This window comes from Chroococcidiopsis sp. [FACHB-1243] (genome assembly GCF_014696895.1).
In the GTDB taxonomy this organism is placed as follows: domain Bacteria; phylum Cyanobacteriota; class Cyanobacteriia; order Cyanobacteriales; family Chroococcidiopsidaceae; genus Chroococcidiopsis.
This window is the reverse complement of sequence record NZ_JACJQX010000022.1, coordinates 27,045-46,283: the sequence shown is the minus strand read 5'-3', so window position 1 is coordinate 46,283 and position 19,239 is coordinate 27,045. Positions and strand designations below refer to the sequence as shown.

At 44.7% G+C, this 19,239-nt stretch carries 17 protein-coding genes and 6 pseudogenes; 13 read left to right on the top strand and 10 right to left on the bottom strand.

The features are described from left to right. Window positions 1-145 precede the first annotated feature (145 nt). The 3 genes and pseudogenes from H6G17_RS17380 to H6G17_RS17370 all read right to left on the bottom strand — a co-directional run bounded on the left by H6G17_RS17380 (window position 146) and on the right by H6G17_RS17370 (window position 3,339). A pseudogene (locus H6G17_RS17380) lies at window positions 146-1,120 on the bottom strand (AAA family ATPase). Next, window positions 1,114-2,726: pseudogene (locus tag H6G17_RS17375) on the bottom strand (IS481 family transposase). The pseudogenes H6G17_RS17380 and H6G17_RS17375 overlap by 7 nt, the downstream one beginning before the upstream one ends. A gap of 52 nt (window positions 2,727-2,778) precedes the next feature. Further along, window positions 2,779-3,339, bottom strand: a complete 561-nt coding sequence (locus tag H6G17_RS17370) for a recombinase family protein (protein ID WP_192159342.1) — start codon at window positions 3,337-3,339, stop codon at window positions 2,779-2,781. A gap of 328 nt (window positions 3,340-3,667) precedes the next feature. Here H6G17_RS17370 and H6G17_RS17365 point away from each other — a divergent pair. Next, window positions 3,668-4,798, top strand: a pseudogene (locus H6G17_RS17365) (efflux RND transporter permease subunit); the annotation flags it as partial. A gap of 90 nt (window positions 4,799-4,888) precedes the next feature. Next, window positions 4,889-5,779 carry a hypothetical protein gene (locus H6G17_RS17360; protein ID WP_192159236.1) on the top strand — a complete coding sequence of 297 codons (891 nt, stop codon included), beginning with the start codon at window positions 4,889-4,891 and terminating at the stop codon, window positions 5,777-5,779. On the opposite strand, the gene H6G17_RS17355 is transcribed toward H6G17_RS17360, so the two are convergent. Beyond that, window positions 5,776-6,402 carry a methyltransferase domain-containing protein gene (locus tag H6G17_RS17355; protein ID WP_192159235.1) on the bottom strand — a complete coding sequence of 209 codons (627 nt, stop codon included), beginning with the start codon at window positions 6,400-6,402 and terminating at the stop codon, window positions 5,776-5,778. The genes H6G17_RS17360 and H6G17_RS17355 overlap by 4 nt on opposite strands. Before the next feature lie 74 nt (window positions 6,403-6,476). On the opposite strand from H6G17_RS17355, the gene H6G17_RS17350 reads away from it, so the two are divergent. Next, window positions 6,477-6,839 carry a hypothetical protein gene (locus H6G17_RS17350; RefSeq protein ID WP_192159234.1) on the top strand — a complete coding sequence of 121 codons (363 nt, stop codon included), beginning with the start codon at window positions 6,477-6,479 and terminating at the stop codon, window positions 6,837-6,839. Here H6G17_RS17350 and H6G17_RS17345 read toward each other — a convergent pair. Beyond that, window positions 6,801-7,386, bottom strand: a pseudogene (locus H6G17_RS17345) (IS630 family transposase); the annotation flags it as partial. The gene H6G17_RS17350 and the pseudogene H6G17_RS17345 overlap by 39 nt on opposite strands. Before the next feature lie 181 nt (window positions 7,387-7,567). Between H6G17_RS17345 and H6G17_RS32715 the strand changes: the two are divergent. Genes H6G17_RS32715 through H6G17_RS32705 form a run of 3 tightly spaced genes read left to right on the top strand, consistent with a single transcriptional unit; the run spans window position 7,568 to window position 8,722 of the window. After that, window positions 7,568-8,026 carry a transposase family protein gene (locus tag H6G17_RS32715; protein WP_199316805.1) on the top strand — a complete coding sequence of 153 codons (459 nt, stop codon included), beginning with the start codon at window positions 7,568-7,570 and terminating at the stop codon, window positions 8,024-8,026. A gap of 11 nt (window positions 8,027-8,037) precedes the next feature. Continuing rightward, window positions 8,038-8,259 carry a transposase gene (locus H6G17_RS32710; protein ID WP_199316804.1) on the top strand — a complete coding sequence of 74 codons (222 nt, stop codon included), beginning with the start codon at window positions 8,038-8,040 and terminating at the stop codon, window positions 8,257-8,259. Beyond that, window positions 8,204-8,722, top strand: coding sequence for a transposase (locus H6G17_RS32705; RefSeq protein ID WP_347276446.1), 519 nt, complete (start codon window positions 8,204-8,206; stop codon window positions 8,720-8,722). Before H6G17_RS32710 ends, H6G17_RS32705 begins: the two co-directional genes overlap by 56 nt. On the opposite strand, the gene H6G17_RS17335 is transcribed toward H6G17_RS32705, so the two are convergent. After that, a complete protein-coding gene (locus H6G17_RS17335) occupies window positions 8,712-9,170 on the bottom strand; it encodes a helix-turn-helix domain-containing protein (RefSeq protein WP_192159232.1) in 459 nt (152 codons plus the stop codon). The two genes, H6G17_RS32705 and H6G17_RS17335, sit on opposite strands and share 11 nt — an antisense overlap. Before the next feature lie 113 nt (window positions 9,171-9,283). Between H6G17_RS17335 and H6G17_RS17330 the strand changes: the two genes are divergently transcribed. Continuing rightward, the gene (locus H6G17_RS17330) at window positions 9,284-9,928 is read left to right on the top strand and encodes a transposase family protein (protein ID WP_192159231.1); all 645 of its coding nucleotides are present in this window, start codon (window positions 9,284-9,286) and stop codon (window positions 9,926-9,928) included. 313 nt (window positions 9,929-10,241) lie between these two features. Here H6G17_RS17330 and H6G17_RS17325 read toward each other — a convergent pair whose 3' ends face one another. After that, on the bottom strand, window positions 10,242-10,511 hold the full coding sequence (locus H6G17_RS17325) for a thioredoxin family protein (RefSeq protein ID WP_192159229.1): 270 nt from the start codon (window positions 10,509-10,511) through the stop codon (window positions 10,242-10,244). Between the two features lie 124 nt (window positions 10,512-10,635). After that, window positions 10,636-11,136 carry a heavy metal-responsive transcriptional regulator gene (locus tag H6G17_RS17320; protein WP_192159227.1) on the bottom strand — a complete coding sequence of 167 codons (501 nt, stop codon included), beginning with the start codon at window positions 11,134-11,136 and terminating at the stop codon, window positions 10,636-10,638. Between the two features lie 193 nt (window positions 11,137-11,329). On the opposite strand from H6G17_RS17320, the gene H6G17_RS17315 reads away from it, so the two are divergent. The 4 genes from H6G17_RS17315 (at window position 11,330) to H6G17_RS17300 (ending at window position 16,268) form a co-directional block, all read left to right on the top strand. Beyond that, window positions 11,330-11,644, top strand: a complete 315-nt coding sequence (locus H6G17_RS17315; RefSeq protein ID WP_192159225.1) for a hypothetical protein — start codon at window positions 11,330-11,332, stop codon at window positions 11,642-11,644. A gap of 71 nt (window positions 11,645-11,715) precedes the next feature. After that, entirely contained in the window at window positions 11,716-12,756 is a 1,041-nt protein-coding gene (locus H6G17_RS17310) for a F510_1955 family glycosylhydrolase (RefSeq protein ID WP_192159222.1), read from the top strand. Between the two features lie 102 nt (window positions 12,757-12,858). Then, complete coding sequence (locus H6G17_RS17305; RefSeq protein WP_192159220.1) at window positions 12,859-13,356, top strand: hypothetical protein; 498 nt, start codon at window positions 12,859-12,861, stop codon at window positions 13,354-13,356. Between the two features lie 212 nt (window positions 13,357-13,568). Next, window positions 13,569-16,268 (top strand): LuxR C-terminal-related transcriptional regulator, encoded by a 2,700-nt coding sequence (locus H6G17_RS17300; protein ID WP_192159218.1) that lies wholly within the window; start codon window positions 13,569-13,571, stop codon window positions 16,266-16,268. A 98-nt stretch (window positions 16,269-16,366) separates the two neighbouring features. On the opposite strand, the gene H6G17_RS17295 is transcribed toward H6G17_RS17300, so the two are convergent. Continuing rightward, complete coding sequence (locus H6G17_RS17295) at window positions 16,367-16,759, bottom strand: YkvA family protein (RefSeq protein WP_192159216.1); 393 nt, start codon at window positions 16,757-16,759, stop codon at window positions 16,367-16,369. A gap of 17 nt (window positions 16,760-16,776) precedes the next feature. Further along, window positions 16,777-17,481: pseudogene (locus tag H6G17_RS34715) on the bottom strand (cytochrome b/b6 domain-containing protein). Between the two features lie 377 nt (window positions 17,482-17,858). Here H6G17_RS34715 and H6G17_RS17285 point away from each other — a divergent pair. Together H6G17_RS17285 and H6G17_RS17280 are read left to right on the top strand one after the other, a co-directional pair. Continuing rightward, a protein-coding gene (locus tag H6G17_RS17285; RefSeq protein WP_199316814.1) for an IS630 family transposase occupies window positions 17,859-18,825 on the top strand; the annotation gives its coding sequence in 2 pieces (ribosomal slippage) (window positions 17,859-18,217 and window positions 18,216-18,825; 969 coding nt in all). A gap of 63 nt (window positions 18,826-18,888) precedes the next feature. Beyond that, a pseudogene (locus H6G17_RS17280) lies at window positions 18,889-19,188 on the top strand (transposase); the annotation flags it as partial. Between the last annotated feature and the right edge of the window lie 51 nt (window positions 19,189-19,239).

Sequence of the window (19,239 nt, the reverse complement as noted above, 5' to 3'; positions counted from 1 at the left end):
AGACCAGATTAAATGAGAATAAGTGGGTGATTGAGACCAGATTAAGTGAGAATAGAACCAGATTAAATGATACCAGACCGAAATCATAAATTTCAGACCAGATTAAATAAGAATAAAAGTATATGGCTGAAACTAATTAATTACCCTAAATTGGTAAACCTGCGGTCAGCATCTGGTCAGTCAATTCTTTTGTCCGTGCCGAGTCAAGCTGACCTCGAAACAGTCACTTAATTTCCGCAGGTTTAGCGTTAAATTGAAGAGCCAAACCTCGCACATCATAGCCATGCCTAGTTAACTTTGGTTCCAGTTCATCAATTTGTTTTGACAGTACTGACTCCACAATCGTCCCAGTAACGGGCTTCTCCCCAACATGATAAGCAGCTTCCATGGCCAGCATTAAATGCTGCTCAATTTGCAGTGGGGTTCGTAATCGCTCACTCAATAGTTCAATCGCTTCAACCGTCAACACATCAGGCAATTTAGTCTCTTCCGTCACACAGGCATCAATCAACCAAGTAATGTATTCACGCTGACTACCTGCCATCCCTTCCAAAGAAAAGATCGTAGCCCGATAGCCAATCTCTTCCATTGTGGGACGATGTAGGTCATTTTTTAATTTGGGATGTCCGGCTAATAAGACTGAGAGCGTCCCACCCCCATCTTCAATCACTTCAATTAACCGTTTCAATCCTGTTAGCGTACTGAAATGCAGGTCATGAGCTTCATCGACAAACAGGACAACAGGTTTTTTCCCTTTCTTAACTAAGTTGCGTAATTCTCGTTCTCGCTTTTCTCCCAAAGAGGGAATTTTGACCTCCTTGTCATCGGTTGATAAATCGTAAAACAAAGCACTAATCAAAGTTGCTAGGGTGGCGCGGTTCTTATCCACCGACAGCGACTTGGAAACTTGAATCTTATTTTCTCGTGCTAAAACCTCAAACAAGCGTCGTAGCGTTGTAGTTTTACCACAGCCGACAACTCCGGTCAGTGCGATTAATTTGCCCGATCTCGCCGCAGCTTTGATTTCCTGAAACATCTGTTTTTGGACTGCCGTTTCATAGTACCCTGCCTGCCGCAACTCCTTAACTAAACCAAAATGTGCCATTACCTCAGCTAGCATTCGCTCCTGCCTCCTGCTTGGCAAAGGTGGAAATACTGTCGCACTCGCTCCATAATCACCTTTTTAGTCAAAGTTTCCGCGACTAGGGTGCAAATGAAGTCCCGTTGCTCGACGGAGAGTTTCGCGCCTTGGCTGACCTAGATAATCGGCAATAGCCCGCTTCGCCATTAAAGTCGTTGGATAGGTGAATTCCTGGTAAGGATCTGGATCTTGAAACGGAGTTAACGTCAAGGTTGGAGTGAGTGGCTCGTCTATGACAAACTGCAAGTCCTTATTTCCCGCCAGGGCTGACCGAGGTAAATCTAGTAGACTAGCCAAAGTCGCAATGCGGTCGGCTCGTTCCTGGGTGCGGCTTTTCTTAAACTTTCGATATCGGTGTAAGGGAATTGGTCCATCAACTGGATAGAATGGCCCATAGCGTTGCTCGTCTCGTTCTACATACAGTTCGTTATCAAACAATCCCCACCAAAGAATAACTGTTTCACCCGCCAAATCTGGATCTACTTCATAAGCCACTCCCAGGACTGAGACTCTGGCATCCCCGCCCACTTTCCGGCGCTGGGGTTCGCGGGCAAAGGTACAGAATCGCTCCCAACTGCACATGGCACGCAGTCCACCCTTGGGAATATTTTGTAGCCAATCTTCTAGTCTTGAGTGGGATTCTGACCGATGTGGCTGGTCGTTATAGTTCAGCAAATATTGATGCAGCCACAGGGAACGCTTCAGCTTCTGTTTCTGGCTGGTGGAAGTGGTAAAGCGTTTCATGCGCTTCTTTGACTGTCCGAAAGGGTCTTTCTACTTTGCCTTTGGCACGGGCGGTCACTCGCCGACCATCACTGCCTTTAGGCATATGAGTCATCAATTCGATCCCTAAGCATGACAAGACATTTTGGAAGACCTGGCTTTTGGAAATCGGACCATTATCTGCATAGATTGTGGCTGGGATGCCTTGAAATGGTGAGTTGGTGTTGCTCTTAGCTGTCATCGCATTGAAGAGAAACCGCAGTGCGGCTTCAACATTCTCGCCGTAGACGCAGTGGTATTCCTGATAGCACATCCCACTACGGTCATCAACGACGCTGTAAAGCATTAGTAGCGGATTGCCACGCTCCGGTTCGACCCAAGCTGGTTGGTTGATGTGTTTTAAGTCTGAAGGGCTGAGGTCAAAGTGCCAGCAGTCATTACTATCATCCGCTTGAAACCTTACTGCGGCTGGTTGTCTAGTCATCCGTTCCGTGTCGTAACCCCAAGCTTTGAGATAGCGATTTACTGTCGTTTTTGTCAGTAGTCCTTTTTGCGGTTGGACAAAGCCATTAGGGGTATTGACTCCATGCTCTTCCAATAACTCGATTGCTCGTGAAGTAGAGATATGCCGCCCTTTTTTGTTACTAGTGCGAATCTTGAAGGCAGCAACTACTTCGCAGTAGCTTTCCATCTCTCTTTGTGACAATTTGCGCGGTTTGCCTTTGTCTGCACGTTGAAGAGACTTTGGTCGGGAATGCTCTTGCAGTAACCGATATAACGTCCCACTGGAAATTCCATATAAGCTAGCTGTTTGGGCAATTAGTTGTCGTCGCTCCGAACAGCGACTAGGTAAAGTGTCCAACCGTTGACGTAAGCGCGAGCTAGGGCTGAAGCCGGAATTTGTTGGCGGGGCATTATCTTGTTTGTCCCTCGGCTACGTAGTTGTAGAGGGTTGGTTTGGAGATGCCCATCATGTGGCAGATTTCGTCGATTGAGTATTGACGATCGTTGTAGAGCTTGACTGCCAACTGTCGTTTGTTAGGATCTAAAGCTTTAGGTCGCCCACCTCTGCGCCCTCTAGCTCTGGCGGCTGTTAGTCCAGCTTGGGTTCTTTCTCGGATTAAGTTACGTTCAAACTCTGCCAATGCCCCAAACAAGTGAAATACTAATTGTCCGCTACTCGATGTAGTGTTAATGGATTCTTGTAGGCTGTGCAGTCCAATCGAGCGCCCTTTTAGTGTTTCTGTCAATTCAATGAGATCTTTGAGCGACCTGCCCAAACGGTCTAATCGCCATACCACGAGCGTATCCCCAGCTCTAGCTATTTCTAAAGCTGAATTTAAACCTGGACGAACAGCCTTAACTCCACTGAAGTAATCCTCGAAAATCTGCTCGCACCCTGCTGCCCGCAAAGCATCCTTTTGCAGATTTAACTTTTGATCGTCTGTTGATACGCGGGCATAGCCAATTAGCATCACAAGAGAGTAAATAAACTCGTGTTTGTTAAGCATATCTTGTAATTGATATAATTACTAAGTTTTTTGCCCTAGAGAATGCCAACTTCCCGTTTTGCTGTAACTTATCTAACCGCAGTAACGAAAATGTCCGTTTTCTTTACTGGTTTCCTCACCAATTTTCATTCTCAGTTAATCTGGTCTGAAGTTTATGATTTCGGTCTAGTGTCATTTAATCTGGTTCTATTCTCACTTAATCTGGTCTCAATCACCCACTTATTCTCATTTAATCTGGTCTCAAAAACGCGATGATTTCAGGTCGGAGCGATTATGATTTCGGGTCGCTACAGGTAGTATAGGCGGTTTTGTCTTCCAGTTACAAGATCGGAGTAATAACAACGAGATCGATACCCTTGTACAAACGATGGGTAAGTTGTTGGAGCGTGCCAACCAAACACCAGAATTGCAAAGGGTATTTAGCACGTATACTGCTAATGCCCCGCAGTTACTCGTTCAAGTCGATCGCGACAAAGCTAAAGCTTTACAAGTGCCTGTAGACGAGATCTATAGTACGCTACAAATTTTTCTCGGTTCGCGCTACGTCAATGACTTTGAGGCATTTCGACAGACTTACCGAGCTTACGTCCAGGCAGATACGCCGTTTCGGTCTAACCCCAAGAATATCGGTCAACTGTACGTGCGTTCGCAAACGGGCGAAATGATTCCTCTGAGCAATCTCGTCAACGTTACGTCTACTACGGGACCGCAAACAATTAATCACTACAACCGATGGCGCTCGATTGAAATTAATGGTGCGTCAGCTCCTGGCTTTAGTTCCACTCAAGCGATCCAAGCGATGGAAAAACTAGCTGCTGAGATACTACCAGCAAGTATGGGATACGAATGGTCGGGAATTTCTTTAGAAGAGATCGAGTCAGGCGGTCAAGCTCCGATTGTTTTTGCTTTCGGTCTGCTCTTTGTCTTTTTGGTATTGGCTGCTCAATACAATAACTTCATCGATCCCTTGACTATCATGTTATCCGTGCCTTTGGCAATCTTAGGGGCACTGCTCGCTCAGTCAATGCGCGGTTTGTACAACGATATTTACTGCCAAGTTGGGTTAGTCATGCTGATTGGCTTGGCAAGTAAGAATGCCATTTTAATCGTGGAATTTGCCAATCAACTGCACGAGCAGGGACTTTCAGTTACCAAAGCTGCGGTGCAAGCTTCTCAAGAACGTTTGCGACCGATTTTGATGACCGCTATTTCAACACTACTCGGAACTTACCCGTTGGTAGTTGCTACGGGTGCGAGTTCAGCCAGTCGCCAATCGCTCGGTACGGCAGTTTTTGGGGGAATGCTAGTTGCGACATTTTTGAGTTTATTTGTCGTACCGATTTTATATATCGCGATCGGTTCTGTTCGCTTGCAGTTATCTCGTTCCCGAAAAGCTTCGGATTTAGACAATAAACAAGTTTAATGGTTCAAGTTTAGGCTGGAAAATCTCTTGACTCTCTAGCCTACAGGAGAATTTAGGATTTGTTGACTGCTGGAAAATAGGAGAAAGTTTATGAATCGTTTAGCGATTGCGTTTACCATAGCAACTACCTTATTATTCGTTCAAAGCTGCTCGTCAGCATCGAACATTCAAGAAACAATGGCGAGTAGCACAACCGAGCATAACGAGCGTGCAGCAGCAGACGCGAACCATGACGGACACGGGATGGATCGCGCTAATGACGCAGAGAAGAAAACTGCTACCAAAGCCAAACTGACAACTCCAGACAAGATCGCTCCCAATACCTCAGTTGGATTAGCGATTGAAATTCGAGACTCCAATGGAAACGCGATCGCCAATTTTGATACGTTCCAAGAAGAACTGATGCACTTGATTATGGTCAGCGACGATCTACAGTCGTTCGCACACTTACATCCTGTCTACAAAAGCAATGGACGCTTTGAGGTGGAAGCTCGTTTTCCCAAACCTGGAAGCTATACGTTCTTCAGCGACTACAAACCGACGGGTCAACAGGAACGAGTTTCAGTGTTGAAAACAAGAGTTTCTGGAGATCGCCCACCTGCTGTAAAAATGGACGTGAGTCGCACGAAAACGTTTGCTCATACAAAAGTTAATTTAGAGCTGTCTCCAGCAACAGTTAAAGCAGGTGAAGAAGTCACTTTGATGTTCGATCTACAAGATGCAGCCAACGACAAGCCGATTGCAGATTTGCAACCTTACTTAGGAGAGAAGGGACATTTGGTTATCCTGAGACAGTCATCCCCTCTCACATCGAACGATTACGTCCACGCTCATGCACTCAAAGATACACCTCCTGGACAAGTGCATTTTGCTACTCGCTTTCCTCGAACGGGACAGTATAAACTTTGGGGTCAATTTAACCGCAATGGTAAAATCGTCACGGCTGATTTTTGGGTGAATGTTGTAGACAGTTCGAGCTAATTATGAATCGTAGCTGTCGCTACCATCATTCCCCAAACCACATTAAAGCGGAACCTGGTAGCGCGGTGGATGTCAAAGCCTGCCAGCTCCAACAACTGATGAAACTCTGCTTCGGTGTAACATTGTTGGTAAGCTGGGTCAAAAAATTTCAATGCCAGATCGCAGAGCCGACACAGCAGATAATCTTTGCACCAATCTAGAATTACTACTCTACCGTGGGGCTGCAAAACCCGCTTCATTTCTACTAATGCTGCCACAGGGTCTTCAAAATAGTGAAAAGAACTGGCAGATACAACGATATCAAAGCTGCGATCGGGAAATGGCAGTGCCGACGCAGGTGCAGTATGAAACGAAACGTTGGGGTAGGTGTACAGTTTTTGGCGGGCGATCGCCAGCATCCTCTCTGAAATATCTACTCCCATTATCTCTTGCGTCGGCTGCTGGGTCAGTACCAGTCGTTCAAATTCCCCCGTTCCACAACCAAGATCCAGCACTTTGTCTTGGGAAGAAATCTGCGCCCAGTCTTGGAGAAATGACAGCGTATTGATAATATAACTGTTCCAGCGTCGATCGTACTTCGCTGCCATTCGATCGTATTGTTCGCGAACTGTGGTTTTAGTCATATGGATTTTGGATGTTATTGAATAGACATGTCCTTAAAACAAAGCCTGTGGAAAAATGAGACAATAACAAAAAAATGAGTGCATTGACGATGACGAGTCCTTTAGCAAGAATCGAATCACATCCCCAGTCAGCAAAGCGATTAATTGGTATTGATTATGAACAGTTTATGGCATTAGTTGCGTTGGCAGAAAAACGACATTTAGAGAAACAAGCAGAAATTGAGAAAAGAAAAGTCCGCATTATTGCTCGCGGCGGCGGGCGGAAACCGGAAATATCTCCCAAAGAAGGGGTATGTCTATGTCTATGTTTAGTTTATCTGAGACAAAAGCCAATTTTTGATATTTTAGGTTTGCTCTTTGATATCTCGAAAACTAAAGCTAATACCATTTCTGAAAAGTCATGCACTGTTTTTACTAGGTTCTGCCAAAGTATCTAAAATGTAAGACCAACCTGTTAGCGACACAATTGTAGCGGATGAAAGAGAATTAACCAAGTTAAAAACTTCATCTCTAAGGGTAGATAGGTTGTCGAAATTCTTGCCTTTAAAGTGCTTCTTTAAATCTGACCATAAGCATTCGATAGGATTAAGTTCTGGAGAGTGAGCTGGCTGAAAAACGGGAATGACATTTTCTGGCCAGCTCACAGTCGTAGCGGTATGACAACTAGCCTGGTCTAGATGCAACAGATTCAAACTATCAGGAAAGCTAGCAGCAAATAAGTTAATAAACCGTTGGAAGCAGACAGAATCGAGATGCGAGAATTCATAGAAAAAGTGTTCTCCACTTATCGGTTCCACTGCTCCATAAAGCCAAAAATTCTCAGAGCAACACTGCACAGGTGCAATTGGTTTGACACCAAACAGAGTAATTACCCGACCCAGGAGCGTATGAAGTCCTGCATCGGCTTTCGTCCTCACAAAAGTAGCGTACAGGAAGTCCCCGTCCTAAATGAGTTACCATCACCTGTACTATGTCTGGAAGTTTTGGCTCTCCCGTACAGAGGGTGATAAATTTTTCTTATTGAGTCAGAGTAAAAACAGCAGTAAAATTGCTAAATCCCTTGTTGAGTAAACCTAACGAGGCGAAGATACCTGAAAAAACTACTACTTTTCTAGAGGTCGAGGAGGAATTTGATAAACTTTGAGAAATTCTCGACATTTCACCGATGAGTTCTTCTGTTGATGCGCTACTGGATTTACCTGGAATCACTGTTGAAAGCTGTTTGGAAGTGGAGGGATATGTCTGTATTGATGTCAACATCTTAGCAGCAGTCAGTGAATGTCCTCACTGCCAAAAGCCTACTTCAGAATTAAACCAAGTGCGCTCCATTTTAGTCAGAGACTTACCCACTTTTGGTAAACCAGTATACTTGAAAGTTCCTCGCCGTCAGTTCTACTGTCGTCAATGTCAGAAATATTCTACAGAAAAGCTAGATTTTGTTCAGGAGCGTAGACTTCATACCCAACGTTACGAACAAAGTATTTATCAACGAGTTCAGTCTTCTAGTATTGAGCAAATAAGTCGAGAAGAAAACTTAAGTTCAGAAGAAATTCAAGGCATTTTTACTTACGTGAGTAACCAAATGAAAAAACAGACTGGCAGCCAGCAAAACGCCTCAGTATAGATGAAATTGCCATGCATAAAGGACACAAAGATTTTAAGACTGTAGTGAGTAACGTTGACAGGGGAGAGCTGCTAGAAATTCTCGACACTCATAAAAGTGAAGAAATTATTGAAATGCTTATGCAACAGCCAACTGAGGTTCGAGAAGCTGTAGAAGAAGTCAGTATTGATATGTGGGGTGGGTTTTCGCGCATTGGTGGCTTTCGTTTTCCCCAATGCCGTGGTAGTTTTTGACAGATTTCATGTGATGAAGTCAGTGAATGAGGAGTTGAATAAGATTCGGAAACAAGCCGGAGTTACAGATAAACATAGTAAGTATTTACTGTTGAAAAATGCAACGGATTTGAATCAAGCGCAAAAAGATAAACTCGAAGAGATTTTAGCTCGGTCTATTTGTTTGAGAATAGCCTACGAACTAAAAGAGGAACTGAGAGCGATTTATGAAACGAATCAAAGTGTTAAGTCAGCTCGGAGAAGTTTAAATAAGTGGCTGCAAATTGCTCAAGTGTTTTACCAGAAATCTACTCGGACAATTCGCACTCACTTTGATGGTATTTGCAACTATTTTATCAGCCGGACAACCAGTGGAGTTATGGAGGGAATTAACAATAGAATCAAGTTGATTATGCGCCAAGGATATGGACTTGCCAACTTTGATAACTTTCGTTCACGCCTGCTAGCCTGCTTTAGTAATTAGTAATTCTTATCACCCTATGTACGGGAGAGCCGAAGTTTTTTTTAAAAGTTTCTTGTAATTGTGGGTCTGCTTCAACACTGAGTGGACGAGGCTCTTTCAGTTTTGACTTGAGTTTATAACGGACAATTCCATGTACTGTTTGATAAGCAGCATCACAATTACATTCGGTTGCTAACCACTGCTGAATCTCACCATAACTGCTGAAGCCTTGGCGCTCTTGCAAGCGCATCTGTAGTCTTTCTAACACTTCAGGTGGGAGTTTTGAGGGTTTGCCTGGAGGAGTTTTGAATTGCAATAATCCAGTCATGCCCTGGCTTTGATAGAGCCGAAACCAGCGATAAATTGTTGATTCATCACAACCTAACACTGTTGCTAGTTCTCGCGCCCGTTTGTACTCTTCCTGTTTGGCGTAAGTAAAGTGCTCTGACCCGATCTCGCAACCGAGCATTTGTTTGACTACTCAGTAGCTCTTTAAGTTCTTCTATACTTTCTGTAATCTCAATATCAAAAATACTTGTCATCTGCCAAGCAACCGAACTGTTACTATTGACATAATAGTGCATGACTTTTCAGAAATGGTATAACGATGCATTTAATTATTGGGTAGAGATATTGAGAGATATTTTACCAGCTTCTCAAATGGAAGAGGTAGAAAAAGATAGCGATAAATATCAAGAATTACGTAAAATGCTTTGTGAATCTGAACTGATTGTAGATAGCGCAGAGCAAGCGGTAGAGAGACCTTCTGACTATCAAGAGCAAAAACAATACTATTCTGGGAAGAAAAAGATGCACACTCAGAAAAATCAGTTTATCGTGCTGCCAAATGGAGAAGATATTGTTGATATTTATCTTGGGCAATTGGGGAAAACAAGCGATATTGTTTTATTCCGAGAAGCCCGAGATAAATTTGATTCAAAACAAACATTTATTGGTGATAAAGCTTATATAGGAGAGCAGGCAATTATCACACCTCGTAAAAAGCCGAGAAAAACAGAAATATCGGAATTACAAAAAGAAGAAAACAAGCAATTATCGTCTAGAAGAATAGGTGTTGAACATTTGATAGGTAAAGTGAAAATATTTAGAGTAGCCAGTGGGAGATTCCGTTTAGCCCGCCATAAGTATAGCCAGATAATTATGGCAGTTTGTGGGTTAGTAAGGCTACGACTTAATCGAGTGTTTTCACTAACCATTAATGTTTAAATTCACTGGAAAACAATGAATTTTTTTACACCTATATTTTTGCCTCCCAAGTGATAATTTAGCCATGAAGTATGCCCCTAGCCCTATTTTTGCGTATACTTCGCAACTGCGATCGCACATCCCATTATAATCACTGAAACTCCCTTCCCGTAAGCATTTATCATTTACGGATAAGTCTAATGACCAACTGCGAAAAGAGTTGCGGAAAACTCCCATACAACTTCAAGTCCTTTTGGTTGCCACACCAATGATTTGTGGGCTAACAATTGCTGGAATGTTAGCCCGAAAGTGCTGGTAATCTACACCGCTAATTTCAACTGAAAGGCTGACCTACACCAATAGCTTGTAGTTGCTCTTGATTTGGCTTGCCAGTCAAAACCAGTTTTCCATCGATCGCCAGCGCGGGAACTGCCTGAACCCCATATTTCTGGGCTTTCACCAGGTAGGTTGGGTGTGTCTGTCCCTCCCGCAGGTCATATATCAATACCTCACAACTAGAACAAGTCAGTTCTTGCACCAATCGAACTGTTTCATTGCAAAGAGGACAGTCCGCTACAAAGATCTCAATTTGACGTTTGACCATGATATTCATCCAGTATGCACTCTTGATTTTCTGCTACTAATATTCTGGACTCTCCACTGGGCTTGAGAGTCAAGCATACAGACAATTTTCTTTACAACAAAACGAAATTTTACCTATTCTGAGGCTAGTTTCTTCCGAACTCTGACTTGAGATTTGGTTCGCTGGGTAGTGAATGCTCAGCTACTTCCTCAATTAAGCTGCAAAGCTCTTGGCTGCAAGGGTCGTCTAATGGTCTGTCTGTCCAATGGTTTCGATACGCCTCTAGCTGTGCCTTCAACGATTTCATGCGATAAAGTTGCTCTTCTATCTGAGCAATTTTTTGATTCAATAAGTCTCGAACAAGGGGACAGGCAGGATTCCCTTGACGGCGAACACCGAGCACTTGCTGAATTTCTGCTAGGGAAAACTGTAAAGATTGAGCTTTCTTGATAAATTGCACTCGGTTGATGGTATCACCGGTGTAGTAGCGGTAGCCACTTTCACTCCTGTGTGCTGGTTCTACCAACCCTAAAGTTTCGTAATAGCGAATGGTTGCCACAGCAACCTTTGTTTGCCCTGCTAGCTCTCCGATCTTTAAAAGTTTATTTAGCTGTACCTGCTCACAAGTTTTTTTCACAGTAGTCATATTAAATATCGGGCAATCTACTTTGAGTAACTACAGCTTAAAGTTTAAAGTCAGCTGTAGAGTCAAGGCTTGCTCTTACCCTTATATAGAAACGAAATATTACAGGTGACTTGACTCTTTAGTTAACTTGAGAGTTTAGCATGGCTTTAGTTCCTGAAGAACTAGTAAATCTACAGAAGCATGGAGAGTAGAAATGAAGATGATTGCACTAACTAAGACATTATTAAGTGGCTCTGTAGCTGGTCTAACATTAATGGTGCTAGCAGCCAGTCCAACACTAGCCAACACTCACGGGCGGATACTGACTCCCAATCAAGCCTCTAGTACTTTAAATGAGACGAAACTAACTCAACAGCAGAGCGGTCAAAGAACAGCGCCAAGAAACCAAACTACGCCACAGACAAATCAGATGGGGTGCGCCTGCTGCAAATCGATGATGAACAATATGCCAGGAATGATGAATAATATGCCAGGGACGATGGATCGTCAGCACAATCAATCTAAGTAGGGTGTAAGCTGCCCCCGCTATACCGCTTGTCGGTTAGCGGCAACTACTTTATTGAGATAAACATATTTAAAATGAGCCAACCAAATTCAAACAATCAAGCTTCCAAAGGGGCTAGAAGTAGTACAGCGCTGAGCTATGCTTTACCAGCAGCTTTTGTCTTTCTAGTTGGAGGATTGGGCTTGTGGTTAGCCCATTCTAGCCGACTGCAGACCAGTAACCAAATAGCAAATCAAGTGCAAGCAACTGCTGCCAAACAGAGAACGACAGCAACTAATGCTTCTTCTGCTGTTACTCTGACACCTGCCCCCAAAACCTGGCGGGAAACAACTCACGTACACGGGTTAGCAGTCAATTCAGTTAATCCAGCGATCGCCTATGTTGCTACCCATCATGGACTGCTTCAGCGTTCCGAAACTGGGCTGTGGTTTTGGATGGGTAAACAACGGGCTGACTACATGGGCTTTACCGCTGACCCTACCAACCCCAACCGCTTTTACTCCAGCGGTCACCCACCCACAGGCGGTAATCTGGGATTTCAAATCAGCGACAACCAAGGACTGGACTGGAAACAAATTTCGCTACCAGGAGTGGATTTTCACGCTTTGGCGATCGCGCCGAGCAATCCAAATATCTTTTATGGCTGGCCCGCTTCTGGAGCGCAGGGATTGCATGCTTCAACGGATGGCGGTAAAACTTGGACTCAGCCGCGCATGGTTGGGCTAGGGGATGCTCCCTTTAGCCTGACGGTCGATCCCCAAAATGCCGCTCGCGTGTTTGCCACGACTCGCTCAGGTTTGTATGAAAGTACCGACAGTGGCAACAGTTGGACGTTAGTTCCCAACACTCAAACTGCACCCGTAGTAGGTTTAGCCCTATTGAAACAGGGAAACCACAGTGTGCTGGTTAGATATCGCGCCCTCCAATCGGCACCTGGTCTGTATCGCAGTGCTGACAATGGCAAGACGTGGCAGCCGTTGGGAACTGGAACGAACGGAACAATATTACATTTGGCGATCGCCCCCAGCAATCCCCAGGTGCTTTACGCAGTGAATGAAAACAATGCTGTCTTTCAATCCCAAGATGGCGGCAAAACTTGGAAAGAACTGGAATGACGAAGCGCAGGTGAAATCAATGGCGGGTTTTAGGTCAATCGCCAAAACGCTACCTCGCTTCACTATTGAACGATTGTCTCAAGGACTTACTTAAATTGTCGTATGTCAAATCGTCAAAACGCCATGCACTCCTTTCGTTGGCTGGATTCGCCCGAATGGAATGTGAGTGTATTCTCATTTTTGTTGTCTTTCTTTTGGGAAATTCAGCAAATGCCGTTTTATCAAGTTCCATCTGAACTTTCCTGCTTTGACATCACTAGAAATTGCACTCTCGCTACACTAGGGGATGTTGGAATCTCACTTACCTCTTTTTGGGTAGTTGCAGCTATATCAAAATCGCGTCAATGGTTTCATCAACTAAGCCGCTGGAACGTCGGTATTTTTACACTTGTAGGAGTTGTTATTACAGTTATTTTTGAAGCCCTAGCAACTGAACCGCTGGGTGTATGGACATATGCCAATTCTATGCCAACGCTCCCCTTCTTCGGTACTGGACTAGTGCCACTATTGATGTGGATGCTGATACCGCCTCTGACAATTTGGTTCGTCAAGCGTCAACTTTCTCATGTCAGATATAGAAGCTCGAAACCAATGCAATGAGGTACTTTGCCGATCGATTTCTAAACAATAAGTTGGCTTGTGCATTACTCTGGTATCGCTGATAAGCAACGCTTATCCCTTGTAAAGTAAAGTAGTTTGCCTAGTAACCTTCTAAAGCCTTTATTTGCTAGTCTTGAGTTAAATTCTCAGTGGTTGATTTGGTAGTAATGCGTTAGCCAAGCAGCGTGAATTAGAGTTGAGGGGCATCATCGATGACTAATCCCCTGTTATTGACAAAATTCCACATTCCACCAGTTCGATCTTCTCTGGTACAGCGCGATCGCCTACTCGAACGGTTGAATCGTAGTTTGTCAGGCAAGTTAAGCCTAATTTCGGCTCCGGCTGGTTCTGGTAAAACCACCCTATTGAGCGAGTGGTTGCGTCAAACTAATCTACCTAGCAGTTGGTTATCGCTAGATGAAGGGGATAACGATCCGCTCCGATTCTGGACTTATTTTGTTGCGGCTTTACAACAATCTCACCCAAACATTGGAGCAACAACGCTCTCCATGCTGCGATCGCTCGAATCCCCATCGTTCGAGTCTTTTTTGATCCCGCTGATTAACGAAATTACCAGTTTTTCGGACGAGCGGATTTTAGTTTTGGACGATTATCAAGCGATCTCCGCTCGTCCAATTCATGAGGCTATGACCTTTTTGCTCGGTCGTTTGCCACCGCAACTACACTTGGCGATTGCTTCTCGCGTCGATCCACCCCTACCACTGGCGCGATGGCGCGTCCGTAACCAGTTGATGCAACTGGGAGCAGCAGATTTATGCTTCACCCTAGCAGAGACGACTGCATTCATCAACCAGTCAATGCAACTATCTCTATCACAAGATCAAGTAGCGACACTTCAAGCACGGACGGAGGGATGGATTGCGGGATTACAACTAGCGGCGCTATCAATGCGCGATGTCAAAGACATTTCGACATTTATTGCATCGTTAACAGGCGATCGGCATTACATTCTGGACTACCTAGTTGAAGAGGTGCTAGAGCGTCAGCCCAAACCTCTCCAGTCATTTCTCCTACGCACTTCCATCTTAGAGCGCATGTGCGGCGATCTTTGTCAAGCAGTTGTGGAAGGCGCTCGCTCGCTCGATGGGACGGAGACTTTAGCACAGCTAGAACACCGCAACCTATTTGTTGTGCCGCTGGACGACAATCGGCAGTGGTATCGCTATCACCACCTGTTTCGCCAACTGCTCTTGGATCGCTTGCAACGGACAGAACCGGAGCAGGTGAGCGAGTATCATCGTCGGGCGCGAGAGTGGTACGAACATCATGGATTTGTCACCGAAGCAATTAGCCACGCGATCGCCGCTGGCGATTTCCCCCAGGCAGCAGACTCAATCGAGCGAGAGGCTCAACTGACCAATCCACGGGTTGAGCCTGCCAGGTTGCTAACATTTCTAAAGGCAATGCCCGACGGTCTCGTTTGGACGCGCCCTTGGTTGTTGCTATCTTATGCCTGGGCGCTCTACTCTACAGCTCGATTTCCCGCCGCAGTGCAGGCGGTTCAATCGCTGGAATCCCTGCTGCAACAACAAAAACCATCGGCGAATACCGAAAAGTTATGGGGACTGGTGACTGCAATTAAAGGCATACAAGCGCGTCAACAAGGAGCAACGGCTGAATCAGTGACGCTGATGAAACGAGCCTTGCAGCAGTTGCCTCAAGACGATTCTTGGCTGCGGGCAGTCATTCTACTTAATCTCGGCGTGACTTACTTCGTTACAGACAACTATGCCGCGGCTAGAAGGTTGCTGCCCGAAGTAACTCAAATCGGTCAAAACAGAGGCATAGCAGATCCGGCGATCGCCCCATTGTATTTGCAGGCGCAGTTTCTCGCCTTGCGCGGTTGGCTCGATGAGGCAACCGTTCTGTGCCAGCAAGGAGTCGGTCTAGCTAGGGAACGCGGCTGGTTATCCACTTATGCAGGTGTATTGGTACAAGTGGCAATGGGTGAATTGCTGCGAGAACAAAACCAATTAGTCGCAGCCGTACAACACCTAACCGAAAGCATTGAACGCGGTATTCAAACTCGACAGCCAGGTTTAATGATGGGTTACATCACCTTGGCTCGCGTGCGTCAAGCGCAAGGGGACACCCAAGCAGCAATGGATGCAATTAAGGCAGCTGGGCAATGTCAAGTTTGGCTGTGGGCGACAATTCTTTCGGTCCCAGCTTGTCAAGCAAGATTAAATCTAGCGCAGGGGAATTTAGATGCCGCGATCATTTGGGCGGAGGATAGCGGTTTAAGCGTAGATGGCAAATTACGATACAGTTTTACTGACGAGTTTCTAGCTGGTTCGGAGTTAGATTACCTAACGCTAGCAAGAGTCCTAATTACCCGTGGTAAATTGGCAGATCCAACTAAGCCATACTTAGATGACGCTCTGCGACTGCTGGAGCGACTCCATGATTTTACCGCAGCAGGTGGGCGCAAAGCACGAGTGATGGAAGTATTGATGCTGCAAGCTTTAGTTTGGCACAATCGTGGAGATAGGAAGCGATCGCTGCATCTACTGCAACAAGCACTCGATCTTCCCCATACAGGAGACTATATCCGTTTGTTTGTGGATGAAGGTCAGCCGATGGCGGAGTTACTACGCCAAGCTGTCGCGGAGGGGATTCATCCTCAATCGGTCAATCGCTTGTTAGCAGCCTTTAGTCAGGTTGAGGGGACAGCTGCTAAAGTTCAGCCACTCATCGAACCATTGAGCGATCGCGAACTGGAGGTTTTGCAACATCTAGCCCAAGGTCTTTCCAATCGGGCGATCGCAGATAAACTTTTCGTCACCCTTGCCGCGATTAAATGGCACGCCCGCAATATCTACGGCAAGCTGGATGTCAGCAACCGCACGCAAGCAGTAGCCAAGGCGAGAGAATTAGGAATTTTGGTATAAGCCATAACACGAGATAATTTTGCCATGCAGCCGCGATCGCCCGTCTAGCAAGTCGTGGTTTCAAACAAATGTTTGGATTAGTTGATGGGAGTTTTTTCTTATCGTCGTATAGCTCTCATCACTAAGAACACCGCTAGCATAGCGAACAATAACCAAATACTGACGATAACTCCTGCGGCTACCCAATTCGTCGGTTTGCGGCGCTGTTGGTTCAGTCGCGCCTGTTGGCGATATTCTGCCATCACATTTGCCGGAATCATTCTAATTGCCAGTGCAATACCGAGTGGAACGAGAATCAGATCGTCAAGATAACCTAAAAGCGGAATCGGGTCGGGAATCAGATCGATTGGACTGAAGGCATAGCCTACCACGCACGCCACAAATATTTTGGCGTACCAAGGCACGCGAGGATCGCGATATGCTAGATACAAAGCATACAGTTCTGCCTTGAGGTATCGTGCTTGTTGCTTTAGTTTGTCAAGTCTTGTCATAATTTGTGGCTTGTGGCTTACTTGAAGAGGGGAACAATCCAAGCAGCAGCAATACTAAACAGTACAATAGCTTCTAAGATTTTCAGTGTAGAAGCTGACTGCAACCAATATGCAACTGCAACTAATTGCAAATTGTCCCACCAGTTGAGCAAATGCCCCAACCATAGAGTAGGGCGATCGCGATCGCGGAAACGCCAATTTAGCATTGACATTAGTAACGATCTACCGCCAACCCTAGCCACCATCAACAGGTGAAGCGCAACGCCTAACACGATCGTTACCCATGAAATGAGATGAATGTAGTACCATCCGCGATCGAGTTCCCCATTTGGCAACCACTTTTCGTCCATCATTTTGCCAGAGAATAAAGCAAAAGTGAGTGCCAGGATAACGATTGTATTGGTTAACCGATGCAGCGTATACTACCAAATCGGTTTGCCAACTTGAGTTAACTTCGTGAGAGAATCTGGTTGAATCAGGCGTTGCTGTCCGCGATGAAAGGCATACAAAACAAACAGAGGAAATAAGAGCAGAACATACAGCCCAAACGTACCATGAATGCTTTCAATTGCCTCAAATCGGGGTAAAGGAATTCGTCCCCACCGTCCATCATAAGTATCGTAAGTCCAAAAAGCCGTTAGAATTGCACACAATACAAATAAGCCAATTAGTCCATGCAAAATCCGAAAAAGAAGTGGCTGATAAGGCTGAGACGATTTCATCAGGTCTGCTAATAAAATTGATAATAATCTATCTACTGATAGAAGTTTCAGAAAATATTTTTATCCTACCAAAATGGTAGTAAGTTGAAGCAATAGCAGAGTTCAACGACTCGAATGCAGTCAACTGTCAAGATATCCCTGTTATGTCACTCTCGGAAAGTAAAAATCGAAGCTCAAGACTGTAAGCTTGAATTGATCGAGGTTAGAAGGTTTATTTTCTAACAGTAACCAAAACTTCTAGCCAAAAAGTTGAAAGTTAAGCGCCGAAAGCCTTACAGAAATTGGCTTCTCCCAAAGTGACAAAACAGGGATATAGCATTTCCTAGTCTACTCAGGTACAATCGATAGTAATGGTTGTGTATTCTGCCCAGATAAAAATGAAGGCATACTCGCTTGACTTGCGCCAGAAAATTATCGATACCTATTTTGAAGGCGGAATATCTCAACGACAGCTAGCAAAAAGATTCCGAGTCGCCCTAAGTTTTGTTGAAAAATTGTTGAAACAATATCGCGAGACTGGAAGCATTGCGCCCAAAGTTCGCACGCAACAAACGCCAACCAAGCTCAAACAGGAGCAGTTAAGCGTTCTCGCTACAATTGTAGAAGCCAACAATGATGCGACTTTAGAAGAACTGCGAACTCTATTGCACCAACAAACGGGAGTTCTCATCGGTCGTTCCACCGTGGATAGGATGTTGCAAAAGTTGAACCTAACCGTTAAAAAAAACACTCTTCCCCACGGAAAAACAGAGCGAACGAGTGCAAAAACAACGGGTAGAGTTTTGGCAGTTGGTTCAAGGTATTTTGGCACAAGATCTGATCTTCATTGATGAATCTGGAGTCAATTTATCTTTGGTAAGGTTGTTTGCTCGCTCACCTAGAGGGCAAAGGGCGTATGGGTCACGCCCCCAAAGACGAGGGAAAAATGTTTCTCTAATCAGTGCTATTGCTCTCAAGGGCGTAATAACTCAAGTCAGTCTCCTCGGTGCAACAAATGGACTTACATTTGAGGCATTTATTTCCCAAAAACTAGTTCCAAAACTTTGGTCAGGTGCTTATGTTGTAATGGATAATTGTTCGATTCACAAAAGCAAAGAAATTGAGACTTTAATCGCAGCATCTGGAGCTAAACTGATTTATTTGCCACCTGATTCTCCTGATTTTTCACCAATTGAAAATTGCTGGTCAAAGATTAAGAGCATACTGCGTTCTATTGGTGCCAGAAACTATCCAGATTTGGCTAAAGCAATTGAATTAGCCTTTAAGAAAATCTCGCTCAACGATCTCCGTGGTTGGTTTACTCATTGCTGTTACTGTATCTCAGTAGATTGGAAAACGCTATAGCGCTCTTTCATCACTCTTATGAGATAATAATAGGGTAAAGCGTCGCTACTCCTTAGTACGACTATGATTGAGCCTAGAGTTGCTGCACCTACTATCAAATTCGTTGACGATTACTGTGAATGGTATCGGCGATTATTTCCAGAGGTGCGAAGTTTTGAAGCATTTAAGTATCTTCATGTGGGGATGATTTCAGATATCAAACGTAAATCATTACCAGCAATTGCGAAAATCGTCGGATTAAATAACGAGCAAGGTTTACTTCATTTTTTGACAGAATCACCGTGGAAAGCATCGCAATTGAGGAAAGCAAGATTAAACTTAATTTTGTCTGTGTTAGCAGAGCGAGAAATAGTGCTAATCATTAGACCTCCTGCATGAATAGTAGAGCAGTGTGACAGTTGGCAAGAAAAGAGT